This is a genomic window from Streptosporangium saharense (genome assembly GCF_014203715.1).
In the GTDB taxonomy this organism is placed as follows: Bacteria; Actinomycetota; Actinomycetes; order Streptosporangiales; family Streptosporangiaceae; genus Streptosporangium; species Streptosporangium saharense.
Genome location: NZ_JACHJP010000002.1, coordinates 1,059,713 through 1,072,229, shown reverse-complemented (window position 1 = coordinate 1,072,229; position 12,517 = coordinate 1,059,713). Strand labels below are relative to the sequence as shown.

Here is a 12,517-nt window from a genome sequence, read left to right as displayed (position 1 = left end):
GGCCGCTATCGCACGGTCACCTTGCCGACCTCGACGGTCAGGCCCTTGACCTGCGGCGTCGAGGTGCCCGTCGTCACGGTCCCGGTCCCCGGGGTGACCCCCTTGACCCTCAGCGTGTAGGTCAGGCTTCCACCGGGTGCCCCGGGCGTGCTGGTGACCCTCAGGTCCCCGGTAGGCGGCCCTGAGAGCTTGCCGCCCGCCGTACCGTCCGCGTTCTCCGCGCCCACGGTCAGGCCGAGATCACCGGACGGAGAGCCGGGCAGCCTGCCCGGGTCGTAGGTGTAGGTGATGTCCTCGGTGCCGTTGAGCCCGATCCACTGCTGGAAGACCTTGGTGTCCGAGGTGCCGCGGACGTTGAGCCGCCACTCGACCACCAGCCACCTGTTGGGGCCGTCGGCCAGCGTGCCGACGTAGACGCCGGGCGCGTCCGTGCCGTCCAGGTCGGTCCAGTAGGGCGCGAGCACGTTGTTCGGAGCCGCCGGGTCGGGCAGCGCCTGCGGCGTGGGACTGATGTCGGCCGGGTCCGAGGTGCCCCCCGCGACCGTGTAGCCGTTGGAGACGACACCGAGCCTGGTGTAGGTCCTGCCCGCGTAGGTGAACGCCGGGACTGTGAAGTTCAGCGCCTGCTCGTCGCCGATCGGCGTCGGCCGTACCCCGAGGGCGTCCAGCGGGATGTACGGCGCGGGCCCGGTCCCCGGAGCCACCCCCGGCCTGTCGGGCTGCCTGGCGGCCAGGGTCGCCTTGGCCGTGGCGATCTGCGTGCCGATCTTCGTGGCGCCGCTCACGCCGTTCAGGCGCAGCCTGCCGTCCAGCGTGCTGACCGCCGTCACCTCGGTCCTGGCGAAGGTGCCGTTGCGTACGGTGACCGTGCAGACGGCCTCGTCGGTGCCACGCCTGATGTCCGAGGGCGCGCAGTTCTGCTCGACCGGGACGGCCCCCTGCCTGCGGAAGAACGCCACCGGCAGGTGCAGGTCACGGCTGCCGCCGACCTCCTTGAGGTCAACCCGGCCGAAGTACTGGCCGTCGGGCAGCTCGGGAGCGGCGATCACGACGCTGAGCTTCGCGCTCTTCCCCGGGGCGACGGTCAGAAGCGGCGGCAGCACCGTGACGCTCGCCCCGCTCACCGTCGTGCCCGTCGCCCGGTAGAGGAGGGTCCTGTTCGTGACGTTGGTGACCGTACGCCTGACCGTGAGGACACCCGGCATGACCGGGGCGTTCACCGACGGCAGGTTCAGGTCGGCGCGGTTCAGCTCGTCGGCCGCCGCGGCGGCGAAGTTGCTCGCGCTCTCGCTCATGGTCAGCCCGGGATCACCGGCCCTGGTCAGGTCGATACGGCCGGCGCCCACGTCGAAGGGGTCGGCAGGGGTGAGCCGGTCCTGCTTGGTGACCGACGTCCTCGCCGTGGTCGACAGCGCCGACTTGACCTGCCCCGGCGTCCAGCCCGGGTGCAGCGCGAACAGCAGGGCCGCCGCCCCCGCCACGTGCGGCGCCGCCATCGACGAGCCCGCCATGACCTGGTACAGGTTGCCGGGCGGACCGCCGGACGGGCTCTCCAGCACCGGCGTCTGACCGGCCAGGATGTGCAGGCCGGGCGCGCTGACGTCGGGCTTGAGGAAGTCGCCGCCGGGACCCCGCGAGGAGAAGGAGGTCATCACGTCGCCCTGCCCGGTGGCCTTGGCTCCCTGGGCGAACGTCGCGGTCGCGCCGGGGTTGGCGGACAGGAAGGCCAGCATCGTGTCGGCCTCCGGCTTGCCGAGATGGATCGCCGGGAGCCAGTGGTTGTCGGCCATCGCGTCGAGCGCCCTGGCGTCGTAGAGGATCAGGCCCGCCGCGCCGCCCCGCCGTACGTTGTAACCCTTGGCGATCCGGTCGCCGACGCTCTCACAGGCGACGATCTTCCCGGTGAACAGGCCCGCGGGCGCGGGAGCCGAGCACACGGCGTTCGAGTACGGCGGCGCGGAGGCGAGCACGACCGGCAACGGGGAGGCGAGGCCCGTCGTGACGGACTGGCCCTTGAGCGTCGTGCTCGCCCCGCCCGCCCCCGCCAGCGTGATCGCCGACTGGAACGTACGGCTCTGCGTCGAGGCCGCGACCGTGGTCACCCACGGGCCGACGTGGTTGACGGTCCCCGCCTTCGGCCCCGAGTTGCCCGCCGAGGCCGCGACGAACACCCCCGCCGCGTAGGCGTCGAGGAAGGCCAGCTCGACCGGGTCGCTGTAGGGGGAGGCACCGCCGGAGACGGAGTAGTTGATCACCTGGACGCCGTCGAGGATCGCCCTGCCGACGGCCTGCGCGGCGTCGGAGGGGAAACAACCCTGCTGACCGCAGACCTTGTAGACCGACACGTGCGCGGCCGGGGCGACGCCGTGCAGCGGGCCACGGCTGATGCCGAGCAGGGTCGCGTCGGCGACCGGGCCGCCCGCCGCGGTGGTCGCGGTGTGCGTGCCGTGCCCGTTGGAGTCGCGGGCGCTGTCCGGATACTTCTCCCCGGGATAGGAGGAGTTGTAGGTGTCCAGGAAGGCCGCGCCGCCGATCAGCTTGCGGTCGCAGGCGAACGGGTCGGCCTGCGGCGTCAGCGGATTGTCCCCGAACGCGCAGACGCGCGGCGTCCCGTCCTTGGTCGGCGGTACGGCGGGCAGCGTGCCGGGGTCGGCGAACTGGGGGTGCTCGGGCCAGGCGCCGGAGTCAAGGACGCCGACGATGACACCCTTGCCCGAGGAGGGGGCACCGCCCAGCTTGCCGTAGATCGTGGGCGCCCCGATGAAGGAGGCGCTTGAGTCGGTCAGCAGCCGCTCGGGCCTGTCCTCCTGCACGGCGGCGACCCCGGGGAGCCTGGCGACGAGGGCCGCCTTGCTGGCCGGGATACGCAGCGCGATCCCGCCGTAGACGGTCCGCAGCCGCTGCCCGGCCCTGGCGCCGGGGACCTCCCTGGCCAGCGCGGTCAGGAAGGCGTCCTCGACCCGCTCGATGTGCCCGGCGTACTTCCTGGCCTCGGCGCCCCGGACGTCGAGGGCCCTGCCCGTCTCCGCGGGACTCGTCGCGGGCAGGCCGTCGAGCCCACCCCGGTAGGCGGCGTAGGAGTCGTAGTCGAGCTTGACCATCACGTTGACGGCCGCCTCCGAGGTGGAGCGCAGCAACGCCTGGTCACTCCTGGCGAGTCTGCCGGTCTCCGACCTCGCGCCCTGCATCGGTTCGCCACCGGTCAGCGGGGTCGCCGTCCATCTCTGCCGGCTCTCCTGACCGGGGGTCGGGTCCGCGTGTGCGGGCGGGACCATGACCGCGACGAGCCCGGCGCCCGCGACGGCGGCGACCAGGCGCCGTACCCGTGACGGGGGAGACGTGCTTGACAACGGGGGGCCTCCTTCTGGGACGTTGCACTGGGGATGTGCTTGTGGGGGCGTGTTTCTTTCGGGGGATGTGCTTGAGGGGTTTGGGACGTGCTTGGGGGCGGCGCGGATGCGTCACACCATCGGGAAACGCCTGGTCACCCGCCATGTCCGGGCACGGCTGAGGAGGCCTCGGCCCTCCCCACCGGGTAACGAGGGAACGGCCGCCCGATACGGACGGCTGATCATGGAAGGGAGCCTAGCCAGAGCCCCTTTGTTTGCCTAGATACGGAAATTTCGGCAATCATCGGAATGGCTGGCCCGGGTCCCGGGCGGGCTCGTCCGCGATCGTGTGAGATGAGAGGCTGGACCCGTGAAGCTGAAGCTGGACCTCCACCCGATCTTCAACCGCGGCGGTGAGATCGACCGTGCACTGCGCGACATCATCGACGAGGCCATCAGAAAGCGTGCGACCGAGGTCGAGATCATCCCCGGCAAGGGATCCGGTCAGCTCAAGAAGAAGGTCCTGCGCTTCCTGGAACAGAAGGAGATCAAGGCCCTCTACCACCGCATAGACAAGGACTCCAAGAACCACGGCCGCCTGTTCGTCTACTTCAGGCACAAGTGAGAAGGGCAGACTCCCCACCTGAGGGAATCTGCCATTGCCCGGTCTGAACCGGGATTTCTTGTCTCGTTTGGTCTCGGTGTGATGTGCCCTCGGGTGCCCCCTTTTCCCGCATCAAAAGGGAACTGAAGGTCGGCAGTCGCGCGCCGCCTGGATTCGGACCTACCTCGGTCGGCTCGCTCAAGCCTGACCTTCAGGGCCGCCCCCGGAACGCCAGCCAAGACATCCGGGGGCGAGCGGTTGCGCGTACGACAACGTGTGAGGGGAGAAGGCTGGGCAACCAGAAGGCGTACTCAGCCGTCCCACAGGCACCTCAACCCCCTCACATGAAGGGCCTACTGTGCGCCTTGTCCCCCTCGTCGCGGCTGTGACGCTGGCTTCTGCTCTCACCGCCTGCGGCGTGCCCACCACCGACCTGGACGCCGCCGGTGTGATCCAGGCGCTGGCCAAGCAGGGCATGCCCGTCACGCTCACCGTCACCTACGACGCTTCCAACGACCCGAACAAGCTGCTCGGCCGCCCCAACGGCTACACCTCCAAGGCGTCGTTCACCGACCGGCGCGTCGACCCGTCGAAGACGTCAGCGGCGAAGCCGGGAGACGTCGAACTCGGCGGGAGCGTCGAGGTGTTCGCCTCAGCTGATGAGGCGGAGGCGAGGGCCGCCTACATCGGCGAGATCGGCAAGAAGTTGCCGATGCTGGGCGAGTACGACTACGTGAAGGGTTCGGTCTTGGTCCGGGTGTCGAGGGAGCTGACGCCGACGGACGCGCAGCCGTACGAGGCGGCGCTCGGCAAGATCGTGGAGTGACGCGTTTGGCACTGTCACCGCGATGCAGCTTGACGCATATTCAAGCAGCACTGAGCATCAAGTCGATCGCACCAACCTCACGGAAGGCGCACCATCATGAGACTCACCCTGCTCGGCACCTCCAGTGGGAAGACCGGCTGTCCCGCTCTGTACGCCACTGACCGTGGGACCTTCGTCGTTCAGGGCAAGTATGTGACCGACCCCGAGGCCATCGCCGACCTGGTCGACCTGCGAGACGACGAGTTCTACGTCGAGGTTCCCGCCGACCTGTTCGACCTCGCCCCGAAGCCCGAATGAGGTGACCTTCGTCGATCCCTCCGAGTTCGCCGACCTGGTCCTCGCCTTCCGGCACACCGCGTTCCGGCTGGAAGCGCGTGACCGCTACAACGAGCCCTCCGAGGCGGAGGTCGTGCGCCACTTCCTCGACACCGGGGAGCTCGACGGCTTCTACATGGCCGACTGGGTGGAGGAACTCGGTCCCCGGATCGCCGAAGGGCAGTGGATGGGGCGGGTCAGGGTGGTGTCCGAGCCGCACAGCGACTACACCAGGTTCGGACTCGCGCTCGCCGAGTACAACACCGCAGCGGGTGAGGACATCCGCTACCTGCCCCGCCATCACCCGGTCGTCGCTGGTCTGCCGGATCACGACTTCTGGCTGATCGACTCCACGACCCTGCTCCTGCTGCGGTTCGGCGAGGACGACATCCTGCTCGGGGCGGATGTCGTCACCGATCCTGCCGTGGTGGTCCGTCACTGCTACTACCGGGACGTGGCCTGTCACCACGCCGTCCCCTGGAGTGAGTACAGCACCCGTGTCCACCTACCAGAAGGCCCGTGAAGCCCTTGGGCTGCGGCTGCGTGAGCTGCGGCGAGAGGCACGCCTGACCGGCGCGCAACTCGCCGCGGCCCACGGATGGCACCGCACGAAGATCCCCAAGATCGAAGCAGGGCGGCAGACGCCGTCTGTCGCTGACCTGGAGGCGTGGGCGGCCTCCTGCGGGGTGCCCACGCTGCTTCCCGAACTGGTCGCCGCGCTGCACTCCCTGGAGGGCCACCACGTCGAGTACCGGCGCATGTTCCGCACCGGGATGGCCTCCCAGCAGCGGACGTTCGCCGAGTACGAGGCCGAGGCGGTCTTCGTCCGCAACTTCGAGACCTGTTTCGTCCCGGGCCTGCTGCAGACGGCCGAGTACGCCCGCCACCGGCTCGCCGAGGCGATCACGTACGACGGCGCCGCCGACGACCTGACCGAGGCCGTCGCGGCGCGCATGCTGCGTCAGCAGGTCCTCTACACGCCCGGTCGGCGCTTCCACTTCGTCATCACTGAATCCGTACTGCGCCTTCGGCTGTGCCCGCCCGAGGTGCTGGCCGCCCAGTTGGAGAAGCTGGCGGTGGCCTCGACGATGCGCACCATCCGGTTCGGCGTCATCCCCTTCGAGGTTGTCTACCCGGTCGCGCCGGTGCACGGCTTCCACCTCTTCGACGACCGGCACGTCGCGGCGGAGACCATCACCGCCAGCCTGGCCGTCACCCAGCCGTCCGAGGTCGGCACCTACCTGAGGACCTTCGCGCGGTTGGCTGAGGTGGCCGTCCACGGGCGGCAGGCCCGGGAGGTGATCGAGCGGGCATTGGACGAGTTGACGCCCGCTGAGTGATTGAAGGTGCGTGGATGTGCTCGGTTCGGCGGAAGCGTAGGCTCTGGGCACATCTTCCTGCACCGTTCTTCAGACTGGTCAACTCCCACCCGTAGCGTCCTGACCATGGGCGACGACCTCCAGAAAACTCATCGGCGTCGACACCGTACACACGACCTCGCAACGTTCCCGGACGGCCAGAGGTGGCCGACCATCTTCGCGCCGTGGTCCGGTCCATCCCCATCCCCGGGAGTCCGCGCCGCCGGGCGAGCCCCGGTGAGCGGCTTCGATCGGGCGACGTGGCAGAGGCTGTGTGGCCCGTACGACCCATCGGCCCGCTTCCGGATTCCTGTGCCTGACGACCTCGCGAAGGTGCCGGGTGTCCGGGACCGCAAGCACTGCGGGAAACGCGTCGTGCCGTTCGACTCCGGATGGGGGCGGTTGTGGGTTGGCGCCCACGCGGTGGCCTCCTGCCCGGAGTCGCCGGACGGGGGACACCAACCCGCTGACTGACTCCTGACTCCCGGCCTCCTGTCGTCGCTTGCCAGGAGCCGGGTGGCGTTCTCGGGTCTTCTTGGAGGGGGGGACCCGAGAACGCCTTGACGATCAGCGCTCCGCTGCTCGACGGGGGTGAACTGGAAGGCGAGGTACCCCACGACCAGGTCAGCCGTACGAGGCGGCGTCGGCCACCTCCACGTTGGCGACCTCGGTCATGTTCAGCCCGGTCACCTCGGTGGCCGGGCGACGCGGGGGCAGGCGCTCGGTGAGGGCGCCGGTCGAGCGTCCGGCGTCGTGGACGCGGCCCCTTGGGCGGACGAAGAAGTCCGGCAGGGTGGTGATGAGGTCGTAGGCGTGGGCCGTGACCCCGGAGAACTTTCATCCTCCAGGAAGTCTCTCTTGGGGAGACGTCCTGACCGGGAGGAGGTCGGCCGAGGGGCGCGTAGCCGTACGAGAAGGCGCTTGGTGAATCCTGTGCCTCGTGTGGTGGGGGCGTGGAATGCTCGCGGGGGTAGGTTTCGCTCGGTTCGGGAGGCGTCACATGAAGGCCACGTTCCTTGGCAAGGATCCGGAGAGTCGGGACGACGAATGTCTGGGGCTGTATGACACGGATCGTGGTACCTACCTCGTGCGGGGGTGGAGGACCACGAACCCGTCCATCGTGGAGGTACCGCGAGGGCTGTTGCTCCATGTGGCCAACAGCGGGCAGCTCGACGCCCCTTCCGACGGCCAGGCCGTCAGGGTCGTTCCCACGGGCTATGACAGTTACCTGATCTTCGGGCGCGAGGTGACGGACGCCGAGGTGCTCCTCTCCCTGCGGCCGCTCGCGGAGACCGAGGAGGTCATCGAGGTGGGGCTCGGACTGCGCGAGGCGGCTCAGGCGGAGCACACCGACGCGACCGGATCATGACGTCGTAGCGCGTCCAAGTGTGTGACCGGCTGCGTCGCGCGCCGACCACAGGCCGGTCACGGTCTGAACCGGCTTCGCGTGCGGGCCGTACGGCATGGCGTCCCTTGGAGGCCGCTCCTCGGACCGTGGGGGTGGACTCGCACGTCGCGCTGAGTCTCGCCGGGTTCGAGGGCTTGCCTTTCTAGGCAGATGTGGCCCCGTGCGTCCTGGAGAGGGGACGCCGGGGCCGTTCTTGATCTACATTGTAAAGGCGTCGGCTCAGGTGTGGGAGCGTTCGTCCACGAGGGGGATGAGTTTGCCGGTTCTGGGGTTGGTGGCCAGGTCTGCGGGCCGTACCCACTCGACGCTCAGGGGGTGGACGAAGCCCTTGGCGGCGTATTCGGGGTACATCGGGCGGGCCTCGTGGACGGCCTCGATGAAGTGCCTGGTCAGGGCCTCGGACGGGTCCTCGGTGTAGGCGAGGCGCAGGACTAGGCCGTCCTTGTTGTCCCAGCGGCGCTGCACGAGCTGCATCCCGGCCAGCACCCGCTCGGTGTCCGCCGCGACGATCACCTCGCGGACGTCCTCGGTGCGCATCGTCACCATCGCCACCCTGGCGCCCTCCGTGGTCCTGCCGACCAGCCGGAAGCGGCGGCACTCGTCGTCCACCCACTCCGCCCGGTCGCCGACCGGGTAGCGGATGATCGGCATCAGGGTGCGGAACAGGTTGGTGACCAGCACCCGGCCGGGCACGCCGGGCACCGTGATCGGCTCGCCGGTCACCTCGTCGACCAGCTCGACCAGGGTCCTGTTGGGAAAGGCCTCGTGCACCCGTACGTCGTGGCCGGGGACCGGGGCGCCGACCAGCCCGGCGTCCACGGAGGCGTATCCGAGGGAGGCGATCACCGCGCGGGGGAAGGCCTTGGCCAGGTGCGGGCGCAGGTCGTCGAAGAGGAGGTCGCCGCCGAACAGCAGCAGTTCGACCGACTCGGTCGTCAGGCCCCTGGCGTTCATGGCGTCGGCGACCCCACTGAGCTTCATCGGCGGTCCCGCGAGCACCTCGACGTCGAAGGCCGCGATCAGGTCGGCGATGTAGTCGTCGGGGGCCGAGCCCGCCACGGGCAGCCGGACGTTCTCGACCGGGGCGTGGTAGAGGGCGTTGTCGATGTAGAGGAAGCCGCCGTACAGCTCACCGGCGAAGAACAGGTTCGCCACCCGGTGGCCGGGGCGCAGGCCCGACCTGACCATGCCCGCCCCGAAGGCGCTGACGGAGTCGGTGTGCTCGGTACGGGTCCAGGGGGAGAACTTCGGCGCGCCGGTGGTGCCTCCGGAGGTGTAGACCCCGGCGTCGGTCAGCGGCCCGGTCAGCAGGCGGTTGTCCGGCCAGGTGTTGGCGGCCCAGAAGGCTGTCTGGTCGATGACCGGCAGCAGGGTGAGGTCCTCGACGCCGTGCGGCACGTCGCGGTACAGGTCGGCGTAGAAGGGGGAGTTGCGCCTGGCGAAGTCGATCAGGTCACGCAGTGGCTTGGCGGGCATTGCCGCTCCTTCCGGGACAGGGGTTCGGGTTGGGGCCGGTGGACGCGTGGGGGTGGGAGAAGTGCCGTCAGGTCGGGGAGGTGGTCAGGCTGGGGTTCCGACAAGCACGCGGTCCCCAGGGGGGTGGCGAGTACGCGGTCCCCAGGGGGTCGGCGAGTGGGCGGAGGAGGAGAAGTACCCAGGACCGGGGGCAGGTCAGGAGGTTGGCGAGCGCGGCACCCAGGAGGAGAGCAGGGCAGGGCGTTGGCCAGGCTCGGGACGTGGGGGCTGAGGGATCGGGTCGGGGGGTTCGGCAAGTGCGTGGGGGTGGGAGAAGCACTCAGGGCAGGCTCGGGGCGTGGGCGGTGGTGGTGGAACCGCCCGGACAGAGGGTCAGATCAGGGCGTTCGCCAGGCTCGGGATGCGGGCCAGCACGCGGCGGCGGTAGAACCACCAGTTCGTCGCGAGGAACACGCCGTAGGCGGCCAGGAACAGGTAGAGCGCTACGTCCACGGAGCCGGTCCGGGCGAGGGAGACGGCGAAGCCGCGGGGGATGAGGAAGCCGCCGAAGGCACCGATCGCGGAGGCGATGCCGATGGCGGCCGCGGCCTCCCGCCTGGCGCGCAGCCTGGCCTGTTCGTGTCCCACGCCGTCGGCGACGTCGCGTTCGGCCTGGGCTGTGAAGATCGCCGGGATCATGCGGTAGGTGGAGCCGTTGCCCGTCCCCGAGGCGACGAACAGCACCATGAACGCGCCGAGGAAGAGCGGGAAGCTGTGCGTGCCGAGTCCGGCGAGGGCGCCGACGACCCCGGCCGCCATGGTGGTGAAGGACCACGCGGTGACCCTGGCCCCGCCGTGGCGGTCGGCCAGCCAGCCGCCGAAGGGACGGGCCAGCGAGCCGACCAGGGCGCCGAGGAAGGCGGAGTAGGTGGCCGCGGCCTCCGGGAACGTCGCCCTGACCAGCAGCGGGAACGCCGCCGAGTAGCCGATGAAGGAGCCGAAGGTGCCGATGTAGAGGAAGGACATGATCCACGTGTGTCCACGGCGGAAGGCCCTGCTCTGCGAGGCGAAGTCGGCCCTCACCACGGCCAGGTTGTCCATGAACAGGTAGGCGCACAGGGCCGCCGCCAGGATCGGCACCACCCACACGAGCCCGGCGTTGGCCAGGCCGAGGGCCGCGACGAGCGGGACCACCAACTGCACCACGGCCACCCCGAGATTGCCGCCCGCCGCGTTCACACCCAGCGCGAAGCCCTTGCTCCGCTCCGGATAGAAGTAGGAGACGTTGGCCATCGAGGAGGCGAAGTTCCCGCCGCCGAGCCCGGCCGTCGCCGCGGCCACCAGGAACATCCAGTACGGCGTGCGCGGGTCGGAGACCATCCAGGCCAGCAGTCCGGCCGGGACGAGCAGCAGCAGCGCGCTGGCCACGTTCCAGTTGCGCCCGCCGAAGGCGGAGACCGCGAAGGTGTACGGCAGCCGCAGCGCGGCCCCGACCAGGTTGGGCACCGCGACGAGCCAGAAGAGCTGGTCCACGTCGAAGGGGAAGCCCGCGGCGGGCAGCAGGACGACGACGGCGCTCCACAGCAGCCACACCGTGAAGCCGAGGTGTTCGACGACGATGGAGAAGACGAGGTTCCTGGTGGCGACGCGGCGTCCTGTCGCCGCCCAGAAGCCGGGGTCCTCCGGCTCCCAGTGGTCGATCCAACGCCCGGTCCTGCGGGGTCTGAGGTTTCTGTCGGTCATGTCTGGGTCCCTGTCGTGTCGTGTGGGCCGGCCAGGCGCCGTACTCTCGGCAGGCAGTCCCCGCACCCCGTGCTCGCCCTGGTCGCGCGGACCAGAGCGGTCACGCCGCCGCCTGTGACGCGGGCCGCGCGGGTCAGGTCGGCCTTGGTCACCGAGTTGCAGCGGCAGATCACCGTGGAGTCGGGCAGGTGGGCGGGGTCGTCCTCGACGGCCCGGGGCAGCGCCCTGCCGAGCAGCAGGGCGGGCCGGTCGGTGGGCGCGGGCCGTCCGGTGTCGTACAGCTGGGTCAGCGCCGCCCCGGCGTCGGGCAGGCCGAGCACGATAGCCCCGGCCACCTGGTCGCCGTCGAGCGCCACCTTGGCGTAGGTCCCCCTCGCGGGGTCGGCGTAGCTGAGCACCTCGGCCTCCCGGCTGTCCAGCCCGAGGTGTGCGGCGCCGAACGCGGTGAGGTCGATGTTCCCGGCGCGCAGCCGGGTGACCGCCGGGCTCGGGCGGTAGCGTGCCGTACGGTCCGCGCCGGTGAGCAGGTCGGCCAGCACCGCCGCCTGCTCCCAGGCGGGCCGCAGCAGCCCGGACGGCGCGTCACCGACCCGGGCGCAGTCGCCGAGGGCGTGGACGCGCGGGTCGGTGGTACGCAGCCGGTCGTCGACCGGGACGCCCTCCGCCGAGCCCAGTCCGGCCGCGACGGCCAGGTCCGTCTCCGGCCGCACTCCGGCGGTCACCACCGTCAGCGCGGCGGGGACGAACGCGCCGTCCTCCAGCTTGACGCCCTCGTCCGGGTAGTGCCTGACCGCGGCCAGGCCGGTCACGACCCGCACCCCCGCCGCGCGGCACAGACCGGCCAGGATCATCCCCGCCGTCGGGTCCAGGTGGCGTTCCATCAGGTGGGGCGCGGGATGGACCAGCGTGACCCCCGCGCCGCGCCTGGCCAGCGCGAGCGCGGTCTCCACCCCGAGCACCCCGCCGCCGAGCACGGCCACGGGGACGCCGGGACCGGTCAGGGCGGCGATCCGGGCGCAGTCGTCCAGGCCGCGCAGGGTGGCCACGCCCCGCGCGGGCGCGCCCCGCTCGTCGGCCAGCCCGCCGACCGGCGGCAGCCACGGCCTGCTGCCGGTCGCCAGCACCAGGACGTCGTAACCGACCGAGGAGCCGTCCGCGAGGTGGATCACGCGCGCCACCCGGTCCAGCCGTACGGCGGTGGCCCCGAGCAGCAGTCTGACTTGGTTGTCGCGCGCCCACTGTCGTCCGTGCAGGGCGATGTCGTCGGCGGTCATCGTGCCGTCGAGCACGCCGGACAGCAGCACCCGGTTGTAGGCGGGACGGGACTCGGCGCCCACGACGGTCAGCTCGACCCGCTCGCCCTCCGGATCGCGCTCCCTGACCAGCTCGGCCAGCCGGGCTCCGGCCATGCCGTAGCCGACGATCACCACCTTGAGGGGGTTCACGGTCCCTCCTCGTGGGCTGAGGCGAGCCGTGCCG

At 70.7% G+C, this 12,517-nt stretch carries 10 protein-coding genes; 6 read left to right on the top strand and 4 right to left on the bottom strand.

The features are described 5' to 3' along the window. Window positions 1–5: 5 nt before the first annotated feature. Window positions 6–3,350: a S8 family serine peptidase gene (locus FHS44_RS41745; RefSeq protein WP_281401380.1), complete on the bottom strand. Its 3,345-nt coding sequence runs from the start codon at window positions 3,348–3,350 to the stop codon at window positions 6–8. A gap of 349 nt (window positions 3,351–3,699) precedes the next feature. Between FHS44_RS41745 and FHS44_RS13710 the strand changes: the two genes are divergently transcribed. From FHS44_RS13710 to FHS44_RS13685, 6 genes are all read left to right on the top strand, one after another. Continuing rightward, on the top strand, window positions 3,700–3,954 hold the full coding sequence (locus FHS44_RS13710) for a Smr/MutS family protein (protein WP_184714345.1): 255 nt from the start codon (window positions 3,700–3,702) through the stop codon (window positions 3,952–3,954). A 364-nt stretch (window positions 3,955–4,318) separates the two neighbouring features. After that, complete coding sequence (locus FHS44_RS13705; RefSeq protein ID WP_184714344.1) at window positions 4,319–4,759, top strand: hypothetical protein; 441 nt, start codon at window positions 4,319–4,321, stop codon at window positions 4,757–4,759. 96 nt (window positions 4,760–4,855) lie between these two features. Beyond that, window positions 4,856–5,056, top strand: a complete 201-nt coding sequence (locus FHS44_RS13700) for a hypothetical protein (protein WP_184714343.1) — start codon at window positions 4,856–4,858, stop codon at window positions 5,054–5,056. A 1-nt stretch (window position 5,057) separates the two neighbouring features. After that, entirely contained in the window at window positions 5,058–5,597 is a 540-nt protein-coding gene (locus FHS44_RS13695) for a DUF6879 family protein (protein WP_184714342.1), read from the top strand. Beyond that, complete coding sequence (locus tag FHS44_RS13690; RefSeq protein WP_184714341.1) at window positions 5,572–6,414, top strand: DUF5753 domain-containing protein; 843 nt, start codon at window positions 5,572–5,574, stop codon at window positions 6,412–6,414. Before FHS44_RS13695 ends, FHS44_RS13690 begins: the two co-directional genes overlap by 26 nt. A 1,138-nt stretch (window positions 6,415–7,552) precedes the next feature. Next, window positions 7,553–7,801, top strand: a complete 249-nt coding sequence (locus FHS44_RS13685; protein ID WP_184714340.1) for a hypothetical protein — start codon at window positions 7,553–7,555, stop codon at window positions 7,799–7,801. A 258-nt stretch (window positions 7,802–8,059) separates the two neighbouring features. On the opposite strand, the gene FHS44_RS13680 is transcribed toward FHS44_RS13685, so the two are convergent. The 3 genes from FHS44_RS13680 to FHS44_RS42335 all read right to left on the bottom strand — a co-directional run bounded on the left by FHS44_RS13680 (window position 8,060) and on the right by FHS44_RS42335 (window position 12,483). Then, window positions 8,060–9,316 (bottom strand): phenylacetate--CoA ligase family protein, encoded by a 1,257-nt coding sequence (locus FHS44_RS13680; protein ID WP_184714339.1) that lies wholly within the window; start codon window positions 9,314–9,316, stop codon window positions 8,060–8,062. A gap of 372 nt (window positions 9,317–9,688) precedes the next feature. After that, window positions 9,689–11,038: an MFS transporter gene (locus tag FHS44_RS13675; RefSeq protein ID WP_184714338.1), complete on the bottom strand. Its 1,350-nt coding sequence runs from the start codon at window positions 11,036–11,038 to the stop codon at window positions 9,689–9,691. After that, a complete protein-coding gene (locus FHS44_RS42335; protein WP_184714337.1) occupies window positions 11,035–12,483 on the bottom strand; it encodes an FAD-dependent oxidoreductase in 1,449 nt (482 codons plus the stop codon). The genes FHS44_RS13675 and FHS44_RS42335 overlap by 4 nt, the downstream gene beginning before the upstream one ends. Between the last annotated feature and the right edge of the window lie 34 nt (window positions 12,484–12,517).

What these genes read in the sequence shown, in the direction of transcription:
- FHS44_RS13700 (WP_184714343.1), top strand. Translation starts at nt 4,856, where the DNA reads ATGAGACTCACCCTGCTCGGCACCTCCAGTGGGAAGACCGGCTGTCCC.
- FHS44_RS13680 (WP_184714339.1), bottom strand. Translation starts at nt 9,316, where the DNA reads ATGCCCGCCAAGCCACTGCGTGACCTGATCGACTTCGCCAGGCGCAAC.
- FHS44_RS13675 (WP_184714338.1), bottom strand. Translation starts at nt 11,038, where the DNA reads ATGACCGACAGAAACCTCAGACCCCGCAGGACCGGGCGTTGGATCGAC.